Here is a 24,404-nt window from a genome sequence, read left to right as displayed (position 1 = left end):
ATGGCTTTCCTGGCACGCCGGTTCACGGCATACGGGTCCGCATTACTGCTGGCCTTCGGATCGCTGACAGTGATGTCGGCAGGGACGGCGGCTGCCGCACCGCCGTCCCCGGAACTCTGCGGGCCCGGGTCCGCGATCAACTTTGACCGTTCGGATTTCCAGGCTTCCCCGCGGATCGATAACAAGTGGTTCCCGCTCAAGCCCGGCATGCAGTACACGACGACGGGGACCGTAACCTCCGCCGAAGGGACCAGCACACGCACCGTCGTGCATACAGTCACGGCGCTGACCAAAGTGATTGACGGCGTCAAGACCCGTGTCCTGTGGGACCGCGACTACTCGGACGGCGAACTGGTGGAATCCGAACTGGCCTTCTTTGCGCAGACTGGAAAGGGAACGGTCTGGCTATTCGGCGAATATCCGGAGGAATACGAAAACGGCGAGTTCGTTGGTGCGCCCAGCACTTTCATCAGCGGGCATGCCAAGGCCCAGGCCGGCATCGCCATGCAGGCCAGGCCCCGGACCGGCACGCCGGACTATGTCCAGGCCTATGCCCCCAAGGTTGACTTCCTTGACTGCGGGACAGTGTTCAAGAAAAACCAGCACGTCTGCGTCCCGACTGGCTGCTACGACGATGTACTGGTGATCGATGAATACAACCCGCTGGAACCGCCTGAGGCAGGCCACCAGCGGAAGTTCTACTCCGCCGGAACAGGGCTGGTGAAAGTCACCGCCGTCGGCGGTCCCGACCAGGAATTCATGGATCTGGTGAAAGTGAAGAAGCTGGGCGCCGCGCAGTTCGCGGCCGTCAACACCCAAGCGCTGGAACTGGATGAGCGGGCATACTCGGTCAGCAGAAGCGTCTATGCGAAGACACCGCCGGCTGAACTCGACGGACCCTGACCCGCACAAGACCAGGGAGGGCGGCACTCCTCGGCCACCCTCCCTGTTCGTTGCTGTCCGGAGACCGGCTCGGAGTGCTTAGCGCACGTCCTCGTCGACCCAATCCATGGACTTCGTCACGGCCTTCCTCCACAGGCGCAGCTGCCGGTCCTGCTCGGCCTGGTCCAGTTTCGGTTCCCACCTCTTGTCCTCGGACCAGTTGGACGAGAGTTCGCCGAGGTCCTTCCAGAAGCCGACGGCGAGGCCGGCTGCGTAGGCGGCGCCCAGTGCAGTGGTTTCCACTACCTTCGGCCGGATCACCGGAACGCCCAGGATGTCCGCCTGGAACTGCATCAGCGCGTCGTTGGCAACCATGCCGCCGTCGACCTTCAGTTCAGTAAGCGGAACGCCGGAATCCGCGTTGACCGCGTCCAGCACCTCGCGGGTCTGGAAGGCTGTGGCCTCCAGCGCCGCACGGGCGATGTGGTTCTTGTTGACGAACCGGGTCAGGCCCACGATGGCGCCGCGGGCATCCGAACGCCAGTACGGGGCGAAGAGCCCCGAGAAGGCCGGAACAATATAGACGCCGCCGTTGTCCTCAACGGCCGCCGCCAGCGTTTCCACCTCCGGCGCGCTGCTGATCATGCCCAAATTGTCCCGGAGCCACTGAATCAGGGAACCGGTGACCGCGATGGAGCCTTCCAGCGCATAGTGCGTTGGGGCATCGCCGAGCTTGTACCCGACCGTGGTGAGCAGGCCGTTCTTCGAGTGAACAATCTCCTCACCGGTGTTGAAGATCAGGAAGCATCCGGTGCCGTAGGTGTTTTTGGCTTCACCGGCCTCGAACGCCGCCTGCCCGAACGTGGCGGCCTGCTGGTCACCCAGGATGCCTGACACGGGAACTTCGCGCAGCAGCTGGGAGGTGTGCACGGTGCCGTAGACCTCGGAGGAGGACTTGATGGCTGGCATCATGCTCAGCGGCACGCCGAAGATGCCCAGGATTTCCTCGTCCCAGGTCAGCGTGTCGAGGTCCATGAACAACGTGCGGGAGGCGTTGGTGACGTCCGTGACGTGCACGCCGCCGTCCACGCCGCCGGTCAGGTTCCAGAGGACCCAGGCGTCGGTGTTGCCGAAGACCAGGTCACCGGCTTCCGCTTTGGCCCGGGCGCCGTCGACGTTGTCCAGGATCCACTTGATCTTTGTCCCTGAGAAATACGTGGCCAGCGGCAGGCCCACCTTCTGCTTGAACCGCTCCGGGCCGCCGTCCTTGGACAGCTCATCAACGATGTCCTGGGTCCGTGTGTCTTGCCAGACAATCGCGTTATAGACGGCCTCGCCGGTGGTCTTGTCCCAGACAACCGCTGTCTCACGCTGGTTGGTAATTCCGACGGCGGCAATATCGTGCCGGGTCAGGTTCGCCTTGGAGAGGGCGGACGCGATCACTTCGCGGGTGTTGTTCCAGATCTCGGCAGGCTTGTGCTCTACCCAGCCCGCCTGCGGGAAGATCTGCTCGTGCTCCATCTGGCCCGAGGAAACGATGTTGCCGCTGTGGTCAAAGATGATGGCGCGGGAGCTGGTGGTGCCCTGGTCGATGGCGATTACGTATTGGTTCATGGTGACGTCCTTGTCTGTATTTTAAGTGTGTTTGAAAATTGGTTACTAGCCGGCGATGGCAGGCATGATCGCGGGAACCCAGAACGCCACCAGACCGGCAAGGCTACCGCCGACCAGCGGCCCCACCACGGGGATCCAGGAGTAGGCCCAGTCACTTGAACCCTTGCCCTTGATGGGCAGGATTGCGTGTGCGATGCGGGGCCCGAGGTCACGTGCCGGGTTAATTGCGTAGCCCGTGGGCCCACCCAGTGACACACCGATGCCCACCACGAGCAGGGCCACGGCCAGCGGCCCAAGCTGCTGGGGCGTCCCGCCGAACGTCAGGATGACGAAGACCAGGACGAATGTACCGATGACCTCCGTGAGCAGGTTCCAAGGCACGGAGCGGATGGCTGGACCGGTGGAGAACGTTGCCAGCTTGTTGGCTTCCACGGGTTCGGCATCGAAGTGCTGCTTGTATGCGACCCAGCAAAGGACAGCACCCAGGAAAGCGCCGAGCACTTCACCGCCGAAGTAGGTGAAAGTTGAGGCCACATCTACCGGGACGCCGGGGGCATACTCCTTGCTTTGCTTGACGAGTAGGCCCAGCGTGACGGCGGGATTGAGGTGGGCGCCGGATTTGGCGGCAACAAAAACACCCGCGAAGACGGCGATCCCCCACCCCCAGGTCACCATCAGGAACCCGCCGCTGTTGCCCTTTGTGCCCTTCAGGGCAACGTTGGCTACGACGCCGCAACCCAGCAGGGTGAGCATCGCCGTTCCGAAGACTTCGGAAAGAAAAACAATTCCAAGAGACATCATTGACTCCTCTATTTTCTATTGTGCGGCCCTTCGCGGGTTGAAGGACCGTTGAACCGGAGCGCTTTGACGCCCCGGCTGCAGCCTGGCCTGCCTAGGCCACCAGGCTGTGGATCTGTACGCCGTGGAAGCGCTCCAGCACCTCCCGTGCACGTTGGATCTCGTCAGCCTTGGCTGCCGCGTCCCAGCCGAGCGGTGCGGAAAGGACATCGGCCACCTCGACGAGGAGTTCACCGGTCACCAGCCCCCTGAAGGCAAGCGACGTGCGCCGGACCAGGACATCGATGAGGTGCCCGATCTGCTCATTCCGGGCCATGAACTCCAACTCACGGACGCTGAGTTCACGGGTGGAACGGAGCAACCTGTCCGGGCCGGCATCAAGGTACCGGATCACGTCGTCAGCCCTCGTGCCGTAGCGGGTCAGCAGGACGGCGGAGCGGTCCGCATCCCGGCCGGCACCCATATGCGCCTTGATCCATTTCTGGATTCCGGCGTCATCCTCGGGGAAGCCGGCGCCGCCTCCGATGGCGAGTTTCGCCGTCGAGACCTTCCGTTCCATCCCCAGCTCGGCGAGCACATCATTTGCCATGTGCTCGGCCAGGGCCCGGAAAGTGGTCCACTTGCCGCCCACCAGGCTGAGTACGACGGCGGTTCCTGCGCCGGGTGCCCCGGCAGCCGGCGTACGCCGTTCAATCCGGTAGTCACGGGACACAAAGCCCGGCTGCGTGGCGTCGTGGCGTGGCAGCGGGCGGACACCCGAGAACGTGTAGACGATCTGGTCACGCTGCACGGTGATGTCCGGGAAGACGTGTCCGATCAGGTCAAAGAAGTACTCGATCTCCTCCTCCGTGCACACTGCGTCCTGCGTCATGTCGGCAAGGACATCAGTGGTTCCCACCAGGACCCGGTCGCCCATGGGATAGATGAGGACGATCCGGCCGTCCGTGTGCTCAAAGAAGATCTCCCGGCCTTTGCAGGCCTCCAGCAGGCCCGGGTGGTCCAGAACTATGTGCGATCCCTTCGTGCCGCCCATAAAGGCCGACGCCGCCCCCATGGCTTCGTTGGTCAGGTCCACCCAGGCGCCGGTGGTGTTAACAATGACGTCCGCGGTGAAATCAAACAGCTCGCCAGTCAGTTCGTCGCGGAGCTGGACCGTGGTGCCTGACTCTGTTGTGCCGGACTGCGTGGCAGCCCCGCCAAGCGAATGGAGTGCAAGGTAGTTGCTCGCCCGTGCTGTTGAGCTTTCCGGTCCGCCGCTGGCTTGCCCGGCTTTCTCGCCGTCCTGGAGCACATCGAGCGTAAGGCGCTCGGGGTTGTGGACCGAGGCGTCAAAGTAGGTGGCTGCGTATTTGATGCCGGGGTGCAGCTGCGGCAGCTCGGCGAGGGCACGCTTGCGTCCGCGGAACTGGTGGCGCGGCACGGAGCCGCCGTCCCGGGAGAACGAGTCGTACATGCTCAGCCCCAGTTTGATCAGGAAGGCGCCGCGCTCCTTGGGCTTGCCCTGCTGTTTGTGCGTGAGGAACCGCAACGGTGCGGACAGGACGCCGGAAAAGGTGCTGAAGATCGGGATGGTGGTCTGGAGGGGCTTTACGTAGTGCGGTGCGATCCGCAGGAGGCGGTTGCGTTCCACCACGGATTCGCGGACGAGACGGAATTCCCCGTTTTCCAGGTAACGGATACCGCCATGAATCATGTGGGAGGACGCACCGCTGGCACCCTGGCAGTAGTCGCCACGCTCCACCAGGGCCACGTCCACTCCCTGGAGGGCGAGGTCCCGGAAGGTTCCCACGCCGTTGATGCCACCGCCGATGACCAATACCTTGGCGTGCGGACGGTTCCGAAGTCCCTGCACCGATGCCCGCGGCACGGGGCTGTGGGCGGGCGTGGCTCCGCTGTGGCCGAATGAATGTTTGAGTCCCAACACTGCTCCCTGGGTTATTGGCGTGCCGGCATCCGCCGGACGCACCGTCGTTCTTCAACTATTGTTTGGAGTAATGGAAAATGGAGTCAAGCACTTTGCACAAACGTGCAGAATGGAGTCAGAATGACGCCTTCCCGGCACTCAGATGCGCTGCGGGCTGCACAGATGTATTACCTCCAGGACCTGACGATGGACGCGATCGCCCGGGAATTGCGGACATCCCGGTCCACTGTTTCGAGGCTTCTGTCGGCGGCCAGGGACACTGGACTGGTGCAGATCCAGATCCGCAACCCGCTTGATACGGGCCCCGAACTCGAAAGCATGATCCGGCGCGAGTACAACGTGGACGTGCACGTTGTCCCGGTACTGGAGTCCTTGAACGAGGCGGAAACCCTGGACCGCGTGGCCATTCAGGCAGCCCGCACCATCGGCCCTTTGGTGGACTCCAATGCGATTATCGGCGTCGCGTGGGGTTCAACGATCAGTGCGGTCAGCAGGCACCTCACGCGCAAGATCACGCACGATACCGTTGTGGTCCAGTTGAACGGCGCCGGCAACATGCACACCACCGGTATCACCTACGCGAGTGACATCATGCGCCGCTTCGGAAGTGCCTACGGCGCACGCGTGGAGCAGTTCCCTGTTCCCGCGTTTTTTGACCATGCGGCTACCAAAACCGCCATGTGGAATGAGCGCAGTGTGCAGCGCATCCTGGACTTGCAGGCCCGGATGAGCATCGCGATCTTCGGCGTTGGATCCGTGCACGCCGATTACCCGAGCCACGTCTATGCGGGTGGCTACCTGGACGAGAGCGATCTCAAGATGCTGGCCCATTCAGATGTGGTGGGTGACGTTGCCACGGTCTTTTTCCGGCGTGACGGATCCTCTGACGGCATCGTCCTGAACGAACGCTCCACGGGTCCGGCGCTCGCCCAGCTGCGCCAGGTCCGGCGGCGGATCTGCGTGATTTCCGGGGCATCCAAGATCAACGGTCTGCGGGGCGCCCTCTCCGCCGGCCTTGCCACCGACCTGATCGTGGATGAAGCCACCGCGCGCCGCTTGGTGGGCTTTGGCGGTGTCGCCTGGCCCAATGGGTAAAGTCAATGCTATGAAAACCTCACCCCGGCTCAGCCTCAACAACGGTGTGCTGATCGACCAGTTGGGATTCGGGCTGTACAAAGTTCCGGCAGCGGAAGCATCCGGCCTGGTGGCCACGGCCCTCGGCACCGGATATCGCCACTTTGACACGGCAGCGATGTACGGCAACGAAACCGGCGTTGCGCGGGGACTGGGCCCCGCCATGGATTCCGAAGGCAGAAGCGGCGGCTCCGGGGAATCTTCGCCCGGCCTGCGGCGCGAGGACGTATTTATCACCACGAAGGTCTGGAACGATGACCAGGGGTACGACTCAACCCTCCGTGCCTTCGATACCTCCATGGTCAACCTCGGCCTGGACTACGTGGACATGTACGTGATCCACTGGCCCTGCGCCAAGCGGGATCTGTTCACCGACACATACCGCGCCCTCGAAACGTTGTACCGCGAAGGCAAAGTCCGCGCCATCGGTGTCTGCAACTTCCAGCCCGCGCACCTGGACCGGCTGCTCGAGAGCGCCGAAGTGGTGCCCGCCGTGAACCAGATTGAACTGCACCCGTGGCTCCAGCAAGCGGAGCTGAGGGACAAGCACCACGCCCTGGGCATCCGTACGGAAGCCTGGAGTCCCCTGGCGCGCGGACACGTTCTGTTGGATCCCGTGGTCCTGGCCCTGGCCGCCGAACATGGCAGGACAGCAGCCCAGATCATTCTTCGGTGGCACATCCAGCTGGGGAACATCGCCATTCCGAAGGCAAGCTCCGAATCCCGGATCCGGGAAAACCTGGACGTCTTCGGCTTTGAACTTTCAGACCGCGACATGGCAGCCCTTGCCGAGCTTGACCGCGGTCAGCGCACCGGGTCCCACCCCGACAACGTCAACTAGGACCGAGGGTCATGAAAACCGCCGATCAACAGCCATCCCCTGCGCCCTCCTTCTTCAGCGCCGGGCTGGCCGCCCGCACCCGGGCCGCCGACATCGTGATTAACGGCAGCACGGTGGCGTACTGGACTTACGAACCGATCCAGGCCACACCGGACACCCGCACCATTCTGGTCATCCATGGTTTCCGCGGCGATCACCACGGTCTGCTCCGGGTTGCAGACCAGTTGCCGGAAATGCGCATCATCATGCCGGACCTGCCGGGGTTCGGCAGCTCCGCCGCGTTTGTGTCCGGGAAACATTCGGTGGAGCAGTACGGCACCTTTGTCACCGATTTTATGGCGGCGCTCGGCCTCGGCCCGGACACCGTGCTGTTGGGGCACTCCTTCGGCTCGATCGTCGCCGCCCATTTTGTCGCCACCCACCCGGGTACCGTCACACCGCTGATCCTGATCAACCCCATCGCCGCGCCTGCCCTGGAAGGCCCCAAGGGCATCATGACCAAGCTGGCCGTCCTCTACTACCGGCTGGCGGCCCGGCTCCCCCGCCCGCTGGGACTGGCACTGCTGCGCAGTCCGCTGATTGTCAGGGGCATGAGCGAGGCCATGGCCAAGACGGCCGACACAGACCTGCGCCGCTTCATCCACGGCCAGCACCATGCCTACTTCAGCGCTTTCGCGAACCGGGAAAGCCTCCTCGAATCGTTCACGGCCTCGGTCAGCGGCCATGTGGCCGAGGTTGCCGGGAAGCTGAGCCTGCCGGTGCTCCTGGTCGCCGGCGAAAAAGACGAGATTGCCACTCTGCCGGACCAGCACCGTCTCGCCGCGCTCCTCCCCGACGGCGTCCTCAAAGTCATTCCCGGCGTCGGCCACCTGATCCACTACGAAACGCCCGGCCCCGCCGCCGGCTTCATCCGCAGCTTCCTTAAGGACCACCCCGCGTGAAGATTGTCATCGATGCACGATTCACCCGGACCGATCATCACGACGGCATCAGCCGTTACGGAGCCAGCCTCATCGCCGCCACGGCAAAGGTGGCCGACGTTTCCATGCTTATCAGCGACACGCGCCAACTGGCGCTGCTCCCGGATGTTCCGTACACGTTGATCAACAGTCCGCTGTCCCCGCTGGAGCTGTTCGTGGCCCGCAGGATCAACCCGCTCGGCGCCGATGTTGTTGTGTGCCCCATGCAGACCATGGGCAGCTGGGGGCGCAAGTACGGCCTGGTCCTGACCCTGCACGACCTCATCTACTACGAGCACCCTGCTCCCCCGGGATTCCTGCCGGCAGCCGTCCGCGTGCTCTGGCGGCTCTACCACAAGGCGTTCTGGCCGCAGCGCGTCCTCCTCAACCGGGCGGACACCGTGGCCACCATCAGCCGGACCACGGAAGCGCTGATGGCCAAGTACCGGCTCACCAAAAGGCCCGTGCGGATCATCAGCAACGCCCCGCAGCCCGCCCAGGAACCGCGTGATCCTGCTGCCGGGGCGGACCATTCGCTGGTGTACATGGGCTCGTTTATGCCCTACAAAAACGTTGAAACAATGGTGGCCGGCATGTCCGAGCTGCCAGATTTCACCCTGCACCTGCTGAGCAGGATCACCGCCGAGCGCCGGGCCGAGCTGGAGATCATGGTGCCGCCGGGTGCCACGGTGGTCTTCCACAACGGTGTCACCGATGACGAATATGCCGTCCTGCTCATGCGGGCCACTGCACTGGTGAGCCTCTCCCGCGCCGAAGGTTACGGTCTTCCGCTGGTGGAGGCCATGGCCCTCGGCACGCCGGTCATCGCCAGCGACATCCCGATTTTCCGCGAGGTGGGCGGCGACGCGGCAACCTACGTTGATCCCGCATCCCCGGCAGAGTTCGCCGCGGCCGTGCAGAAACTGCGGGACGACGCCCACTGGCAACAGGTGTCCCGCCGTTCCGTGGCACGTGCGCAGGAGTTCAGCTGGGACGAATCCGCGCAGCAGCTGGTGGACGTGGCCCACGACATCATGGCGCGGCGCAGCCGCTGACTGATGCCGCCAAAGGAAGCCGCTAGAGGACGTCCACACCGTCCAGCCTGACCTGGACCGGTTCCGTGGTCCTCTTGGCGGCGGCCGCAGCCTTTGTTGCACGTAACACCCGGGTGACAGTGGCTGCCTGCCCGTATGCGAAGAACAGCAGGGTCCGGGCGTCCTCCCCGGCCCCCTGGGCACCCCCGGCTCCCCCGGCGGCCGCTGGACCGGTGAGGACCAGCGGAGCCGGTCCTGCGGTCCGCAGCGTCACGCCGGCGGCGGCCAGCTCCTTCTCCACGGTCCCGGAGAAATGTACGACGGCGGCCCGGGGGCCGGTGACCGAGGCAATCCTGACCGCCGGCGGCAGCTGGAGTTCCATCCGGAGTTCCAGCTCGCGCCTGGCGTACCCGGCCGGGTCCCACCGCAGCAACGCGCCAACAGCAACACTTTCCGTCGCGGTGATGACCACCAGTCCGCCGTCGGACGCCGGGCGCACCAAAGCCGCGGCGTTGAACCAGCGGCGCACCGTGTCTTCCCCGGCGCGGAGGTTCTCCCGGCGGAGCAGGGAGTCGCCGTCGAGGAGCAGCGCCGCTGCGTAACCGCCCTCCGCCACGGGCTCGGCCCCGACGGTGGCCACCACCAAGGCCTTGGCGCTGCCAACGCCGGCCTTGATGTTGCCGCCCGAGGACGTAATGACGGTTTTTCCGGGAAATGCCCTGCCCAGCTCTTCGGCTGTGCGCAGGACGCCGGTGGCGCCCTTACGGAGCTTGCGCCCCGCGCAATGGGCACACTGCCACTCCGGCGCCGGCGTGGAACACCAGCGGCATTGCGGGACCGCAGAGCTGCCGGTGGCTCCGGCCAGGGCAAGGGGACCTTGGCAGGCCTGGCAGCGGGCGGGTTCGCGGCACGTCTCACAGACGAGCGACGGCGCGTAGCCGGCGCGGGCCACCTGCACCAGGACGGGCCCACGTTCCAGCCCGTCCTTGGCAGCCCGCCACGCGGCACCGGGAAGCCGCGCAACCAGGGCCAGGGGGTCGCGTTCCTGTTCGAAGCTGTCCGCCGTGTTCAATACCCGTGGCACGGTCTGTCGTGCGAACGCCCGATCGGCCTCAACGGGCATGGCCCAGCCGGCCTCCACCAGCCGCTGGAGCTCCGTGCTCCTGGAATGACCGGCCATGAGGCAGGCTGTGCCTTCCTGGTCCGCGCGCAGCAGCAGCACGTCGCGGGCATGGGCGTACGGGGCTCGCTGTTCGATGTGGAGGTCATCGCCGTCGTCCCAGCAGGCAACAAGGCCCAGATCCCGGACCGGGGCAAACGCTGCTGAGCGCGTGCCGATGGCTACGCGCGCGGAGCCAGCCAGGAGGCGCAGGAAGTTCCGGTAGCGGGGGGTGGGCCCGTCGTCGGACGTCAGGCGGGCGATATCGTCGGCGGGCAGCACCGCCAGGAGCGCCTTTTCCAGCTGGTCCAGGTCCCGGTAGTCCGGCACCACCACCACGGCGCCGCGGCCGGACGCACGGACTGCTGCCACGGCCGTTGCCAGCAGGTGCGGCCATGCTGCCGGGCCGAATCCCTGGAGCGGGTTGAAGACCGCCCGTGGAGATCCGCCGTCCTTCAGGTGGCGGACAAATGCCGGGCCGTTGCGGTACCCGGTCCAGTCTGCTTCAGTCCCGGCGGGGACGTCCGGGCCGGTCAAGGCCCCGGCGTCGGCGAGCGGATCCGGTGCCGCAGGCTCTGCTTCGGGGGGCGAGAGGAAGTCCTTCTCGAGCCTCGCCATGCGCGGAGGCACCGCGACGCGAAGGACGTCACTGACCGTCCCCGCATACCGGGCCGCGACGGCGGACACCAGATCCCGGACAGCCGGCGTCAGGACGACGACGGGAGAGACCACCTTCTGCAGGGGCACCAGGGTGTGGCCGGCGTCGGATTCGTCAGTCCGTTCAATGATGAACCCGGACAGGTCCTGGCCGTTGAAGCTGACCTTTACCCGGACGCCGGCCTGTGCGGTCCCGTCCAGTTCGGCCGGCACGCTGTAGTCGAAAGGCCGGTCCAGATGCGGCAGCGGCGTCTCCACGAGGACCCTGGCCACCGGAAGGTGCGCGGCCAGCGGGGGCCCGGACGGCCTGGCCTTCGCCGGGAAGCCCTGCAGCAGCGACAACTGGACGGCGCCGGGAGGGACAGACTCATCAGAGGCCATGGCGGACTGGCCTACGCGTTGAAGAAGGCCTTCAGGTCCTCCACCCGGTCCAGGCGCTCCCAGGTGAAGTCGGGATCGTCACGGCCAAAGTGTCCGTGCGCGGCGGTCTTGGCGTAGATGGGCCGCTTGAGGTCCAGGGCATCGATGATGGCACGCGGGCGGAGGTCGAAGATCTCCGCGATGGCGGCGCTGATCCTGGCCGGGTCCACCGTCTCGGTGCCGAAAGTCTCGACGTACGTGCCCACGGGGCGGGCCTGGCCGATGGCGTAGGCAATCTGGATCTCGGCGCGCTTTGCCAGTCCGGCCGCCACGACGTTCTTGGCAACCCAGCGCATGGCGTAGGCAGCGGAACGGTCCACCTTGGAGGGGTCCTTGCCCGAGAAGGCGCCGCCGCCGTGGCGGGCCATGCCGCCGTAGGTGTCCACAATGATCTTGCGTCCGGTCAGCCCGGCGTCACCGACGGGCCCGCCGATGACAAACTCACCGGCCGGGTTCAGGATGTTGGCAGCCCGGGAAATGTCCAGGTTGGCTGCTGCCAAGACGGGCTCAATGACAAAGGCGGCGAGGTCCGCGCGCAGCCGGTCCAGGCTGGTGCCTGCGGCGTGCTGGCTGGAGATGACGACGGTTTCGACGGAAACCGGGAGGTCCTTGTCGTAGCCGATGGTGACCTGGGTCTTGCCGTCGGGGCGGAGGTAGGACAGTTCGCCGGACTTGCGTACCTCGGTGAGGCGTTCGGACAGGCGGTGCGCGATCCAGATCGGCACCGGCATGTAGGACGGGGTTTCGTCGCTCGCGTACCCGAACATCAGGCCCTGGTCGCCGGCGCCCTGGAGGTCGTAATCGTCCTCCTGGCGGCCTTCGCGGGCTTCGAGGGAGTTGAAGACACCCCCGGCGATGTCGTTGGACTGCTGTCCGATGGAGACGGAGACGCCGCAGCGGGCACCGTCAAAGCCGTTGGCCGAGGAGTCGTAGCCGATGCCGAGGATGGTTTCGCGGACGATCTGCGGGATTTCGACGTAGGCGTCGGTAGTGACCTCACCGGCAACGTGGACCAGGCCGGTGGTGGCCATGGTCTCCACGGCGACGCGGGACTCGGGGTCCGCGGCGAGCAGTGCATCCAGGATGGCGTCACTGATCTGGTCGCAGATCTTGTCCGGGTGGCCTTCAGTGACCGACTCGGACGTGAAGAGCCGGAGGGCGGAGGGCGTGGCCCCGTGGGTGTGGGGAATGTGCAGCGGTAAAGTCACTCAACTACCTTACTGGTTGGGAATCGGACGTCCGGCGGCGTGTGTCCCCGTGCTAAGGAAACGGTGCGTGGCTTTCGGTCAGGCGCGTGGCGAAACGTGGTTCAGCTCATAGCCGACCCGGGTGATGACGGCGGCCGAAACCTCTGTTTTGGTTCCGGCGGCCAGTTGTGGTTCGGCGCCGGAGCGGGCAAGGATGACTACCGAGTTGCTGTCCTGGCCAAAAACCTTGTCTGTTCCCACATGATTGACCACCATGAGATCGCAGCCCTTGCGCTTGAGCTTTGCCTCCGCGTAGGTCAGGACGTCGCCTTGGCCGTCACCAGTCTCCGCTGCGAAGCCCACAATCAGCTGGCTGCGGCGGCTGGCCTGGTTTTCGGGAGCGTGGTCCCGGACCTCGACCAGTTCCTGGAGGATGTCCGGGTTCCGGACCAGGGAAATGACCGGGTCCGCGGTGTCATCACGTTTTTTGATCTTGGTGCCGGAGATCTCCGCGGGGCGGAAGTCCGCCACGGCCGCAGCCATGATCACGACGTCGGAATCCGCCGCGGCTGCCAGCATGGCCTCGCGCAACTCCAGGGCGGTCTCAACGGTGACCAGGTCGACTCCGGCCGGCGCCGGAACCTCCATATGGGCCGCGACCAGCCGGACCGTGGCGCCCGCGTTGCGGGCAGCGACGGCCAGCGCCACGCCCTGCTTACCGGAGGACCGGTTGCCCAGGAAACGGACAGGGTCCAGCGGTTCCCGGGTTCCGCCTCCGCTGACGGTGACGGTCCGGCCGGCCAGCGGAAGCTGGTAATCGGACTGGCCCTGGGCGAGTGCCATGGCGGCGTCGAAGATGGCTTCGGGCTCAGGCAGGCGGCCGGGACCGGAGTCGGTGCCGGTGAGCCTGCCGCTGGCCGGTTCCAGGACGGCCACTCCCCTACTCCGCAGCGTTTCAACGTTGGCGCGAGTGGCGGCGTGCTGCCACATCTCCGTGTGCATGGCGGGGGCAAACAGTACCGGACCGCTGGCCATGAGCAGCGTGTTGGTGAGGAGGTCGTTGGCCTGTCCGGTGGCCGCGCGCGCCAGCAGGTCCGCGGTCGCGGGTGCCACCACGATGAGATCGGCCTCATGGCCAAGCCTGACGTGGTTGACCTGGTGCACGTCGTCGAAGACGCTGTTGCTGACCGGGTTCCCGGACAGTGCCTCCCACGTGGCGACACCCACAAAGCGGGTGGCTGCCTCAGTGGGAATCACCGTGACATTGTGGCCGGCTTCAGTAAAAAGCCGGAGGAGCGATGCGACCTTGTAGGCCGCAATCCCTCCCCCGACTCCGAGGACTATGCGCACGTGACCTCCGTCAACAGGGCAGTCTGAACTTACTCTGCGGCTTCGATCGGCGTGGAAACGAGCTTGCCTTCGTTGATTTCGCGCAGGGCGATGGACAGCGACTTCTCGTTCAGCTTGGTGTCGACCAGGGGGCCGACGTACTCGAACAGGCCCTCGTGCAGCTGGGCGTAGTAAGCGTTGATCTGACGTGCACGCTTGGCACCGAAGATCACCAGGCCGTACTTGGAATCAGCTGCCTTAAGCAGTGAGTCGATCGGCGGGTTGATGATGCCTTCAAGGTTCGTGGACACGAATTCTCCAAATTCTAACGGGCTGGCTGCTACCGGCTACTAGTGCGGGTGCGGGGTCAGCCCCATGAGTGAAACAAGCTCGTCCGCTGCCCGGCGAACGTCATCATTGATGACGGTGTGGTTAAACTCCGGTTCAGCGGCAAGTTCCAGTTTAGCTGTTTCCAGCCGCTGCTGCTGCTCCTGCTCAGTTTCCGTGCCGCGACCCACCAGTCGGCGGACCATTTCGTCCCAGCTGGGCGGCGCCAGGAACACGAACTGGGCGTCAGGAACGGCCTGCTTGACCTGGCGTGCACCCTGCAGATCGATCTCCAGCAGGACGGACCTGCCGGCGGCGATGGCCTCGTCCACGGAACTCCGCAGCGTGCCGTAGGTGTTCTGGCCGTGGACTACGGCCCACTCCAGGAACTCGCCGGCCGCAACGAGCGACTCGAACTCTTCCTTGGACTTGAAGAAGTAGTGGACGCCATCCTGCTCACCGGGCCGCGGAGCGCGGGTGGTGGCCGATACGGAAAGCCAGACTTCGGGGTAGTTATCCCGGATGTAGGTGGACACGGTGCCTTTGCCAACAGCCGTCGGACCAGCGAGGACTGTCAGTCCCGGTTTCTTGCTCACGTATTCCTTTGCGGCGGAGTTTGGGTTCGGGCGCCCCTAGGAACGCCCTATTTCTCGTCTATAAAATCTACCAGCGCCTGGCGCTGGTGAATGCCCAGCCCGCGGAGCCGGCGGGAGGCCGCTATGCCCAACTGCTCCATAATGGCTGCAGCCCTGACTTTTCCAATGCCCGGCAGGGCCTCCAACAGCTCCACTACACGCATCCGGGCCAGGGCGTCATCCGCGGCTGCGGCACCAATAAGATCCGCCGCTGACGTCTTGCCGTTTTTGAGGCGCTCTTTCGCGGCCGCCCTGGCAGCCCGCGCGGCGGCCGCCTTGTGCAGGGCCGCCGCGCGTTCCGAAGGAGATAAGGGTCGCAGGCTCATGGAGGACACCCCCGGATTCGTCGGCTGAGTCCAAGGCGACCGCCATTGGACTTGTCCTGAAACCTACCCCTTGGTGGGCGGTGAATCAATGGATGCCAGCTTCGGGCCGCTATTCGCCGCGGAGGCCCTCAAGCGTGCGCAACGCAGCATCACGAAGACGCTGGGTCCCTGGACCGGCAGCCAGGATATCCCGGCTGGACGTCCCCAGGACCTGCGGGTACGCGGCACCGAAGGTCCGGCGCAGGTCTGCCGGTGTGGCCCCCTGCGCGCCCAGCCCGGGAGCCAGGATGGGCCCGCGGACTGCCGGCAGGTCCAGGTGCAGGTCAGTTAACGCTGACCCCACGGTGGCGCCGACGACGAGTCCAACGGACCCCAGGCTGCCGGCATAACGGCTGTTCTCTGCCGCTGCCGCCTCGACGATCCGCCGGGCCACGGAGTCAGCTCCGCCCACATGCTGTACGGAAGCCCCCTCCGGATTGGAGGTCAGCGCCAGGACAAATACGCCCCGGCCGTTGTCCGCTGCCAGGTCAAGGGCCGGGCGGAGCGACTCAAACCCCAGGTACGGGCTGAGGGTCACGGAGTCGGCTGCCAGGGACGAGCCGTCCCGCAGCCAGGCGTCCGCGTAGGCAGCCATCGTGGAGCCGATGTCCCCGCGCTTGGCGTCGGCGATGGTGAGCACCGACTCGTCCCGTGCCGCGGCAAGGAGCTCCTCGAGGACGGCCATCCCGGCCGAACCGTGGCGCTCGTAGAGCGCCACCTGCGGCTTCACCGCGGCAGCGAGCGAACCGACAGCCTCCAGGACCGTCAGCGAAAACCGCCTCAGCCCGGCGGCGTCGTCGGCCAGTCCCCAGTCCTTCAGGAGAGCCGGGTGCGGGTCAATGCCCACGCACAGCGGCCCGCGGGCCGCCATGGCCGCCCCGAGCCGGGAGCCGAAGGACTCCCGGGCGGGGCCTGATGGTGTGGAGGCGGCCTCAGGCATTCTGCGAAACCGCAGACTCGGCCGCCGCGTTCTCCGCAACTGCCTTCTGGGACGCCACCAGGGCGGCGGCGTGCTCCTGCAGGCTGGTCACCGACCACTCGTAGGTGCGCATCGCCTCGATGGCCTGCACCGCCGCGTTGAACTCGGCCACCGTGGTGATGCAGGGGATGCCGATGGAGGTCGCGGCGGCACGCAGGGCGTAGCCGTCGCTGCGGGCTTCGCCGCCGGAGGGGGTGTTGAAGACCATGTCGATCTCGCCGGCGATGACCAGGTCTGCGATGGTGCCCTCACCTTCGGCACTGCTGCCCTCGGCGACCTTGCGGACCGTGCTGGCCTGGATGCCGTTGCGGCGCAGGACGTCCGCGGTGCCGCCGGTGGAGACGATCTCAAAGCCGAGGTCCGCGAGGCGCTTGACGGCCATGATGACCGCCCGCTTGTCCCGGTTGGCCACGGAGACGAAGATCTTGCCTTCGGTGGGCAGGGCATTGTTGGCGGCTGCCTGGCTCTTGGCGAAGGCGGTGTCGAAGTGCTTGTCGATGCCCATGACTTCGCCGGTGGAACGCATCTCCGGGCCGAGCAGCGAGTCCACTACCTTGCCTTCCGGGGTGCGGAAGCGGCTGAACGGAAGCACAGCTTCCTTGACCGAGACCGGAGCGTCGAGCGGCAGTGTGGAGCCGTCACCGGTTTCCGGCAGCATCTTGTAGGCGGTCCGGAGCTGGTGGATGGTGACGCCGGTGCCGATCAGCGCGGCGGCCTTGGCCATCTGGACGCCCGTGGCTTTGGAGACGAACGGCACGGTGCGGGAGGCACGCGGGTTCGCTTCGAGCACGTAGAGAACGTCTGAGGCCAGCGCGAACTGGATGTTGATCAGGCCGCGGACGCCCACGCCCTCGGCGATGGCGCGGGTTGCCGTGCGGACACGCTCGATCACGTTGTTGCCCAGCGTGATGGGAGGCAGGACACACGCGGAGTCGCCGGAGTGGATGCCGGCCTCCTCGATGTGCTCCATGATGCCGCCGAGGTACATGTCGGTGCCGTCGAAGAGGGCGTCGACGTCGATCTCGACGGCGTCCTCCAGGAAGCGGTCGATCAGCACCGGGTGGTCCGGGGTGATTTCAGTGGCGTTCGCGATGTACCGGGAGAGATTCGGCTCGTCGTAGACGATTTCCATGCCGCGGCCGCCGAGTACGTAGGACGGACGGACCAGTACGGGGTAGCCGATCTCGTCGGCGATCTTCTTGGCGTCGTCGAAGGACACAGCGGTGCCGTTCTTCGGGGCGATCAGCCCGGCGTTGTCGAGTACGCGGGAGAACTCGCCGCGGTGCTCGGCGAGGTCGATCGCTTCCGGGGACGTGCCCAGGATGGGGACGCCGGCGTCGGCCAGCTGCTGTGCCAGCTTCAGCGGCGTCTGGCCACCGAGCTGCACAAAGACACCCATCACGCCGCCGGTGCGTTCCTCGGCGGCGATGACCTCGAGGACGTCCTCAAGGGTCAGCGGCTCGAAGTACAGGCGGGTGGAGACGTCGTAGTCCGTGGAGACGGTCTCCGGGTTGCAGTTGACCATCACGGTCTCGTAGCCGGCCTTGCGCAGCGCCATGGAGGCGTGGACGCAGGAGTAGTCGAACTCGATGCCCTGGCCGATGCGGTTGGGGCCGGAGCCGAGGATCAGGATGGACGGCTTGGAGTGCAGCGCAATCTCGTCCTCCTCGTCATAGGACGAGTAGTGGTACGGGGTGTAGGCGGCGAACTCGGCGGCGCAGGTGTCCACAGTCTTGTAGACCGGGCGGATCCCGAGGGCCTGCCGGACACCGCGGACCACGGCTTCTGAGTTGTGCGTGAGCGAACCGATCTGCTCGTCCGAGAAGCCGTGGCGCTTGGCGCGCTTGAGCATCTCCACGGTCAGGGCTCCGGCCTGGCGGATCTCGTGGGAGATCTCGTTGAGCAGCTGGAGCTGGTCCAGGTACCAGGGGTCGATCTTGGTGGCCTCGAACAGCTGTTCCACGGTGGCGCCGCCGAGCAGGGCACGCTGGACCTGGTGCAGGCGTTCCGTGGTGGGCCGCTTGGCCTTCTCGATCAGCTCCGGGACTTCCCATTCGGGGACGGAGCTGAAGTCCAGCTGCGAGCCCTTCTGTTCCAGGGAGCGGAGGGCCTTCTGCAGCGCTTCGGTGAAGTTGCGGCCCATGGCCATGGCTTCGCCGACGGACTTCATGGTGGTGGTGAGGGTGTCATCTGCGGCCGGGAACTTCTCGAAGGCGAAGCGCGGAACCTTGACCACCACGTAGTCCAGGGTGGGTTCGAAGGACGCCGGGGTCTTCTGCGTGATGTCGTTCGGGATCTCGTCCAGCGTGTAGCCGAGGGAGAGCTTGGTGGCGATCTTGGCGATGGCGAAGCCCGTGGCCTTGGACGCCAGGGCTGAGGACCGGGACACGCGCGGGTTCATCTCGATGACCACTACCCGGCCGGTGTCCGGCTCGATGGCGAACTGGATGTTGCAGCCGCCGGTGTCCACGCCCACCTCACGGATGACGGCGATGGAGATATCGCGCAGCCGCTGGTATTCGCGGTCCGTCAGGGTCAGGGCCGGTGCCACGGTGATGGAGTCGCCGGTGTGGACGCCTACGGGGTCGAAGTTCTCGATGGAGCAGACCACCACGACGTTGTCGTTTTTGTCGCGCATCATCTCAAGCTCGTATTCCTTCCAGCCGAGGATGCTCTCTTCGAGGAGCACCTCGCTGGTGGGGCTGTACTGCAGGCCCTGGCCGACGATGCGGCGCAAGTCGTTTTCGTTGTACGCCAGGCCGGAGCCCAGGCCGCCCATGGTGAAGGAGGGCCGGACCACCATCGGGTAGCCGAGGTCCTCGGCGGCGGTGAACGCCTCGTCCATGGTGTGGATGATGTGGCTGCGGGCCGATTCGGCGCCGCAACGTTCCACCACGCCCTTGAACTTTTCGCGGTCCTCGCCAAGCTCGATGGCCGCGATGTTCGCGCCGATGAGCTCCACGTTGTACTTTGCCAGCACACCGTTCTTGTCCAGCGCGATGGCCGTGTTCAGCGCGGTCTGCCCGCCCAGGGTGGGCAGGATCGCGTCCGGGCGCTCCTTGGCGATGATCTTCTCCACCACCTCGGGGGTGATGGGCTCGATGTAGGTGGCATCGGCGAACTCGGGGTCCGTCATGATGGTGGCCGGGTTCGAGTTCACCAGGATGACCCGCAGGCCCTCCTCCTTGAGGACACGCAGTGCCTGGGTGCCGGAGTAGTCGAACTCCGCGGCCTGGCCGATGACGATCGGGCCGGAACCGATGACCAGGACGCTCTTAAGGTCAGTTCTCTTGGGCATTACTTCTTGTCCTCAGTCTTGGAATCGGTGGTGTTCTTCTCTGCGCCGGTTTTGGTGACGGCCATCAGGTCGATGAAACGGTCAAACAGGTAAGCGGCGTCGTGCGGGCCGGCTGCGGCTTCCGGGTGGTACTGCACCGAGAAGGCGGGGATGTCCAGGCACGCGAGGCCTTCGACGACGTCGTCGTTGAGGCTGATGTGGCTGACCTCGACGCGGCCGTAGCGCTCCTCGGGAGCCTGCGTGGCGCCGTCGAGCGGTGCGTCCACGGCGAAGCCGTGGTTCTGCGAGGTGATCTCCACCTTGCCGGTACGCCGGTCCAGGACGGGCTGGTTGATGCCGCGGTGGCCGTAGCGGAGCTTGTAGGTGCCGAAGCCCAGGGCGCGTCCCAGGATCTGGTTGCCGAAGCAGATGCCGAAGTACGGCAACTTCTCGTCCAGGACGGAGCGGAGCAGCTTGACCTGGGCGTCAGCCGTGGCGGGGTCGCCCGGGCCGTTGGACATAAAGAAGCCGTCCGGGTTGACGGCCTTGACGTCCTCGAGGGTGGAGGTTGCCGGCAGGACATGGACGCGGACGCCGCGCTCGGCGAAGCGGATGGGCGTCATGGCCTTGATGCCGAGGTCGATCGCGGCAATGCTGAAGCGCGCCTCGCCGTCCCAGCCGTGGTCCTTGGGGTCCACCACGTAAGCCTCGCTGACGCTGACTTCCTCGGCCAGGCGGGCGCCTTCCATCGGGGCGCTGGCCAGGACCGCGTCAAGGAGTTCCTTGTCCGTGGCCTTGGCGGCCGCACCCGAGAAGATGCCGGCGCGCATGGTCTTGTGCTCGCGCAGGTGGCGGGTGATGGCGCGGGTGTCCACGCCCTGGATGCCGACGATCCCCTGCTCAATGAGTTCCTCGTCCAGGGAGCGTTCGGAGCGCCAGTTGGAGGGGCGGCGGGCGGCGTCGCGGACGATGTAGCCGGCCACCCAGATGCGCCGGGATTCGGCGTCCTCGCTGTTCACACCAGTGTTGCCGATGTGCGGCGCGGTCTGCACCACCAGCTGGCGGGCGTAGGAGGGGTCGGTGATGGTTTCCTGGTAGCCGGTCATGCCGGTGGCAAACACTGCCTCACCCAGGGCAGTGCCCTGCGCGCCGTAGCTGGTGCCGCGGAACATACGGCCGTCCTCGAGGACCAGCACCGCCGGTGTGGGAACTGTGGTGGAAAGGGCTGCTGGTGCCGCAGTCTCTGCTTTTGCTGTCGCTGTTTCTGTCACTGTCTTACTTTCCACTCTGGGGATCTGCCTGGGGGGCGGCGGCGATCAATTGCTGAAGGGAGTCATAGAGGGCGTCCTTGTCGGCGGCCCGGCGGGTCCGGAAGCCCGTGTCGAGTTCGTGGCTCCCGAGGTCCCAGGTGAGGACCAGGAGCCCGTCCTTTTCAACGAACTTGCCGGCCATGCCGCTTTCCTGCCGGACGGCGGTGAGGCTGCCGGCCGGGATATAGAGCGCCGGGGCACCGGTTCTGTCGAAGAGGACGCCGTGCGGGTACACGCTGAGAACGGCGTTGGTCCGGATGCCAAGCCTGTGTACCGCGATGCGGTCCAGCCAGTCTCCGGCGGTGGTGGACGCAATGTACTGGCCGTCGGCCCCGGCGAGCGGCACCCCGGGCGCCTCTGGCACGTCGGGCAACCGGCCGACGTCGGCCTGCCGCCTGAGGCGGTTACGCCAGCCTGCCCAGATCATCAGCAAGACGACGGCGATGAGCGCGACCGTGATGAGGCCGGTGAGTAGTTTGGTGTCCATCAGGAGGCGCCTGCCGCAGCCGGTTCGCGGTACGGCGTGTTGAGCTTGCCGTCCAGGACAGTGGGGTGGCCCTTGTAGAAGGTGGACACCACCTTGCCCGGCAGCTCCAGGCCGGCGAACGGGGAGTTGCGGCCCATGGTTGCCATCTTGGCAGGGTCAACGGTCCAGCGTGCCGCCGGGTCCACCAGGATGATGTTGGCGGGTTCGCCGGTTTCCAGCGGACGGCCCTGGTCCGCCACTCGGCCGATCTGCGCCGCCGCGGTGGAGGTCACGCGGGCGAAATCGGCCCAGGTCATGAGGCCGGTTTCGATCATGGTGTGCTGGACCACGGACAGCGCGGTTTCCAGCCCGGTCATGCCCATCGCGGCCTGCGCCCACTCGCATTCCTTGTGTTCGCTCGGGTGCGGGGCGTGGTCGGTGCCCACCACGTCGATGGTGCCGTCCGCCAGGCCGGCGCGCAGTGCCTGCACATCTGCATCCGTCCGCAGCGGCGGGTTGACCTTGTACACAGGGTTGTAGCTGCGGACCAGGTCATCGGTGAGCAGGAGGTGGTGCGGGGTGACTTCGGCGGTGACGTTGATGCCGCGTTCCTTGGCCCAGCGGATGATCTCCACGGAGCCGGCGGTGGAGACGTGGCAGACGTGCAGGCGGGAGTCCACGTGCTGCGTCAGCAGGACGTCTCGGGCGATGATGCTCTCCTCGGCCACCGCCGGCCAGCCGGTGAGTCCCAGGACGGCGGAGACGGCGCCCTCGTTCATCTGGGCCCCGGCGGTAAGGCGGGGTTCCTGCGCGTGCTGGGCCACCACGCCGTCGAACGCTTTGACGTACTCCAGGGCGCGGCGCATCAGCACGGGATCGTGGACGCAGATGCCGTCGTCGGAGAACATGCGGACCTGGGCGCGGGAATCCGCCATGGCGCCGAGTTCGGCGAGCTGCTCACCAGCCAGGCCTACGGTCACGGCGCCGACGGGACGGACGTCCACCCAGCCGGCCGCGCGGCCCAGGCTGTGGACCTGTTCCACCACACCGGCGGTATCCGCCACCGGGTTGCTGTTGGCCATGGCATGGACCGCGGTGAAGCCGCCCAGGGCGGCGGCACGGGTGCCGGTCTCTACGGTTTCGGCATCTTCGCGGCCGGGTTCGCGCAGGTGTGTGTGCACGTCCACCATGCCGGGCAGTGCCACCAGGCCGGCGGCTTCGATGACGGTGGCGCCGTCCGCGTCTTTGTGGGTGGCTGCGGCTGCGCCACGGGCGGCGATGACGCCGTCACTGATGAGCAGGTCCTCGGCCCCGGCGCCCAGGATCGATGCACCGCGGATCAGGTAGGTTCCGTTGTTCTCTGCCATCAGTTGCTCTCCTTGGTGGAATGGGCGGCGTTTGAACGCGCTGCATTGGTGTGGGCTGTGTTGGTGCGGACTGTGTTGGTGGCCGCGCCCGCGGAGGCGGCTGGTTCGCGGGTATCCCCGGAGAGCAGCAGATAGAGGGTGGCCATCCGGACCGAGACACCGTTGCGCACCTGTGCAAGCACGGTGGAACGGGGCGAGTCGGCGGCGGCGGAAGAAATCTCCAGGCCACGGTTCATGGGTCCGGGATGCATGATGATGGTGTCCTTCAGTCCCAGGCTGTCCAGGGCCCGGAGCCGGTTGTCATCGAAGCCCCAGCGGCGCGAATATTCGCGGGTGGAGGGGAAGAACGAGGCGTTCATCCGCTCGCCCTGCACGCGCAGCATCATCACAGCGTCCACACCCTGCGCCAGGGTGTCATCCATGTTGTAGCTGACCTTGCACGGCCAGTGTTCGACGCCGATGGGCAGCAGGGTGGGTGGCGCCACGAGGGTGACGTCGGCGCCGAGCGTGCGGAGCAGCCAGACGTTGGAACGGGCCACGCGGGAGTGCAGGACGTCCCCGGCGATGGCTACGCGCATGCCTTTGAGGTCCGCCCCGGTCGAGGCGGAGCCAGCCAGCTTGGACCAGTGCCGGCGCATGGTGAAGGCATCCAGGAGGGCCTGCGTGGGGTGTTCGTGGGTGCCGTCACCGGCGTTGATGACGGCGGCGTCGATCCAGTCCGTCGCGGCGAGCCGGTGCGGCGCGCCCGAGGCCCAGTGGCGGATCACGACGGCGTCCGCACCCATGGCTGCCAGCGTCTGGGCCGTGTCCTTGAGGGATTCGCCCTTGGAGACGGAGGAGCCCTTCGCGGCGAAGTTGATGACATCGGCCGACAGCCTCTTGGCGGCCGCTTCGAAGGAGATCCGCGTGCGGGTTGAGTCTTCGAAGAAGAGGTTCACCACGGTGCGGCCGCGGAGGGCCGGGAGCTTCTTGACTTCGCGGTCCCCGACGGCAGCCATTTCCTCGGCGGTGTCGAGGATGCGGATGGCGTTGGCCAGGCTGAGGTCTTCAGTGGAGAGGAGGTGTTTCACGCGCCGCCCTCGATAACCACTTCGTTGACTACGGAACCGTCGGCGGCCGTGTCGGTTTCCTCAAGGCGGACCCGGACCTTCTCGGCGGACGAGGTGGGCAGGTTCTTGCCCACGTGGTCGGCCCGGATGGGCAGCTCACGGTGGCCGCGGTCGATCAGCACAGCGAGCCGGACGATCCGCGGACGGCCGAGGTCGATGATGGCGTCAAGGGCGGCACGGATGGTGCGGCCGGAGTACAGGACATCATCGATGAGCACCACAACCTTGTTATCGATTCCCGTGCGCGGGAGCTGTGTGGGGTACGGCGGCCTGGTGGGCTGGTGGGAAAGGTCATCGCGGAACATGGTGACGTCCAGCTGCCCGACAATGGCGGTGGCGTCCACGGTGGGGTCCGCGGCCGCAATCTTGTGTGCGAGGCGGACGGCCAGCGGGTAGCCGCGGCGCGGGATGCCCAGCAGGACCAGGTCCTTTGACCCTTTGTTGGCCTCAAGGATCTCATGGGCGATTCGAGTGAGTGCACGGTCAATGTCCGCCTGGTTGAGGACAACCCTGGCTGGAACCGGTGCGTTTGTGACAGAAGTCAAACTCTCGTCTCCCCTTTCCCCGCCTCACGGGACGGAATTAAAAAAGGATCATTTGCGTTTCAAAATTACCACATCGGCAGGCGCAT

Annotated in this window: 21 protein-coding genes; 5 read left to right on the top strand and 16 right to left on the bottom strand. The window is 66.0% G+C overall.

All coding sequences use genetic code 11. From position 1 onward, the window contains the following. Positions 1-903, top strand: coding sequence for a hypothetical protein (locus AU252_RS21095; protein WP_058932387.1), 903 nt, complete (start codon positions 1-3; stop codon positions 901-903). Between the two features lie 78 nt (positions 904-981). On the opposite strand, the gene glpK is transcribed toward AU252_RS21095, so the two are convergent. The 3 genes from glpK to AU252_RS21080 form a co-directional block, all read right to left on the bottom strand. Further along, the gene (gene glpK / locus AU252_RS21090) at positions 982-2,496 is read right to left on the bottom strand and encodes a glycerol kinase GlpK (RefSeq protein ID WP_058932386.1); all 1,515 of its coding nucleotides are present in this window, start codon (positions 2,494-2,496) and stop codon (positions 982-984) included. A 45-nt stretch (positions 2,497-2,541) separates the two neighbouring features. Then, positions 2,542-3,294, bottom strand: a complete 753-nt coding sequence (locus tag AU252_RS21085) for an MIP/aquaporin family protein (RefSeq protein WP_058932385.1) — start codon at positions 3,292-3,294, stop codon at positions 2,542-2,544. Between the two features lie 94 nt (positions 3,295-3,388). Then, positions 3,389-5,215, bottom strand: a complete 1,827-nt coding sequence (locus AU252_RS21080) for a glycerol-3-phosphate dehydrogenase/oxidase (RefSeq protein WP_058933093.1) — start codon at positions 5,213-5,215, stop codon at positions 3,389-3,391. A 123-nt stretch (positions 5,216-5,338) separates the two neighbouring features. On the opposite strand from AU252_RS21080, the gene AU252_RS21075 reads away from it, so the two are divergent. Genes AU252_RS21075 through AU252_RS21060 form a run of 4 tightly spaced genes read left to right on the top strand, consistent with a single transcriptional unit; the run spans position 5,339 to position 9,207 of the window. After that, positions 5,339-6,313: a sugar-binding transcriptional regulator gene (locus AU252_RS21075; RefSeq protein ID WP_058932384.1), complete on the top strand. Its 975-nt coding sequence runs from the start codon at positions 5,339-5,341 to the stop codon at positions 6,311-6,313. A gap of 10 nt (positions 6,314-6,323) precedes the next feature. After that, on the top strand, positions 6,324-7,193 hold the full coding sequence (locus AU252_RS21070; RefSeq protein ID WP_058932383.1) for an aldo/keto reductase: 870 nt from the start codon (positions 6,324-6,326) through the stop codon (positions 7,191-7,193). 11 nt (positions 7,194-7,204) lie between these two features. Beyond that, positions 7,205-8,134: an alpha/beta fold hydrolase gene (locus tag AU252_RS21065; protein WP_058932382.1), complete on the top strand. Its 930-nt coding sequence runs from the start codon at positions 7,205-7,207 to the stop codon at positions 8,132-8,134. Then, entirely contained in the window at positions 8,131-9,207 is a 1,077-nt protein-coding gene (locus tag AU252_RS21060; protein WP_058932381.1) for a glycosyltransferase family 4 protein, read from the top strand. Before AU252_RS21065 ends, AU252_RS21060 begins: the two co-directional genes overlap by 4 nt. Before the next feature lie 22 nt (positions 9,208-9,229). On the opposite strand, the gene AU252_RS21055 is transcribed toward AU252_RS21060, so the two are convergent. From AU252_RS21055 to pyrR, 13 genes are all read right to left on the bottom strand, one after another. Beyond that, complete coding sequence (locus AU252_RS21055; RefSeq protein WP_058932380.1) at positions 9,230-11,383, bottom strand: primosomal protein N'; 2,154 nt, start codon at positions 11,381-11,383, stop codon at positions 9,230-9,232. A gap of 11 nt (positions 11,384-11,394) precedes the next feature. After that, on the bottom strand, positions 11,395-12,630 hold the full coding sequence (gene metK, locus AU252_RS21050; protein WP_058932379.1) for a methionine adenosyltransferase: 1,236 nt from the start codon (positions 12,628-12,630) through the stop codon (positions 11,395-11,397). A gap of 78 nt (positions 12,631-12,708) precedes the next feature. Next, positions 12,709-13,959, bottom strand: coding sequence for a bifunctional phosphopantothenoylcysteine decarboxylase/phosphopantothenate--cysteine ligase CoaBC (coaBC, locus tag AU252_RS21045; RefSeq protein ID WP_058932378.1), 1,251 nt, complete (start codon positions 13,957-13,959; stop codon positions 12,709-12,711). Between the two features lie 29 nt (positions 13,960-13,988). Further along, positions 13,989-14,249: a DNA-directed RNA polymerase subunit omega gene (gene rpoZ / locus AU252_RS21040; protein ID WP_056340218.1), complete on the bottom strand. Its 261-nt coding sequence runs from the start codon at positions 14,247-14,249 to the stop codon at positions 13,989-13,991. 39 nt (positions 14,250-14,288) lie between these two features. Continuing rightward, complete coding sequence (gmk, locus tag AU252_RS21035; RefSeq protein WP_058932377.1) at positions 14,289-14,861, bottom strand: guanylate kinase; 573 nt, start codon at positions 14,859-14,861, stop codon at positions 14,289-14,291. Between the two features lie 47 nt (positions 14,862-14,908). Beyond that, positions 14,909-15,226, bottom strand: a complete 318-nt coding sequence (gene mihF, locus AU252_RS21030) for an integration host factor, actinobacterial type (RefSeq protein WP_167349849.1) — start codon at positions 15,224-15,226, stop codon at positions 14,909-14,911. Positions 15,227-15,335: 109 nt separating this feature from the next. Next, positions 15,336-16,205: an orotidine-5'-phosphate decarboxylase gene (gene pyrF / locus AU252_RS21025; RefSeq protein WP_058932375.1), complete on the bottom strand. Its 870-nt coding sequence runs from the start codon at positions 16,203-16,205 to the stop codon at positions 15,336-15,338. Then, positions 16,198-19,542: a carbamoyl-phosphate synthase large subunit gene (gene carB, locus AU252_RS21020; RefSeq protein ID WP_058932374.1), complete on the bottom strand. Its 3,345-nt coding sequence runs from the start codon at positions 19,540-19,542 to the stop codon at positions 16,198-16,200. The genes pyrF and carB overlap by 8 nt, the downstream gene beginning before the upstream one ends. Then, positions 19,542-20,816 carry a glutamine-hydrolyzing carbamoyl-phosphate synthase small subunit gene (gene carA / locus AU252_RS21015; RefSeq protein WP_058932373.1) on the bottom strand — a complete coding sequence of 425 codons (1,275 nt, stop codon included), beginning with the start codon at positions 20,814-20,816 and terminating at the stop codon, positions 19,542-19,544. Before carA ends, carB begins: the two co-directional genes overlap by 1 nt. Continuing rightward, positions 20,797-21,318, bottom strand: a complete 522-nt coding sequence (locus tag AU252_RS21010) for a hypothetical protein (RefSeq protein WP_058932372.1) — start codon at positions 21,316-21,318, stop codon at positions 20,797-20,799. The genes carA and AU252_RS21010 overlap by 20 nt, the downstream gene beginning before the upstream one ends. Further along, the gene (locus AU252_RS21005) at positions 21,318-22,664 is read right to left on the bottom strand and encodes a dihydroorotase (RefSeq protein WP_058932371.1); all 1,347 of its coding nucleotides are present in this window, start codon (positions 22,662-22,664) and stop codon (positions 21,318-21,320) included. The genes AU252_RS21010 and AU252_RS21005 overlap by 1 nt, the downstream gene beginning before the upstream one ends. Further along, positions 22,664-23,734 carry an aspartate carbamoyltransferase catalytic subunit gene (locus tag AU252_RS21000; protein WP_058932370.1) on the bottom strand — a complete coding sequence of 357 codons (1,071 nt, stop codon included), beginning with the start codon at positions 23,732-23,734 and terminating at the stop codon, positions 22,664-22,666. Before AU252_RS21000 ends, AU252_RS21005 begins: the two co-directional genes overlap by 1 nt. Continuing rightward, positions 23,731-24,318 (bottom strand): bifunctional pyr operon transcriptional regulator/uracil phosphoribosyltransferase PyrR, encoded by a 588-nt coding sequence (gene pyrR / locus AU252_RS20995; RefSeq protein ID WP_056340241.1) that lies wholly within the window; start codon positions 24,316-24,318, stop codon positions 23,731-23,733. The genes AU252_RS21000 and pyrR overlap by 4 nt, the downstream gene beginning before the upstream one ends. Positions 24,319-24,404: the final 86 nt, after the last annotated feature.

The sequence above is a fragment of the Pseudarthrobacter sulfonivorans genome (assembly GCF_001484605.1).
GTDB classification, from domain to species: Bacteria; Actinomycetota; Actinomycetes; order Actinomycetales; family Micrococcaceae; genus Arthrobacter; species Arthrobacter sulfonivorans_A.
Note: the sequence above shows the minus strand (reverse complement) of the source record. Positions and strands in the feature narration are given on the sequence as shown.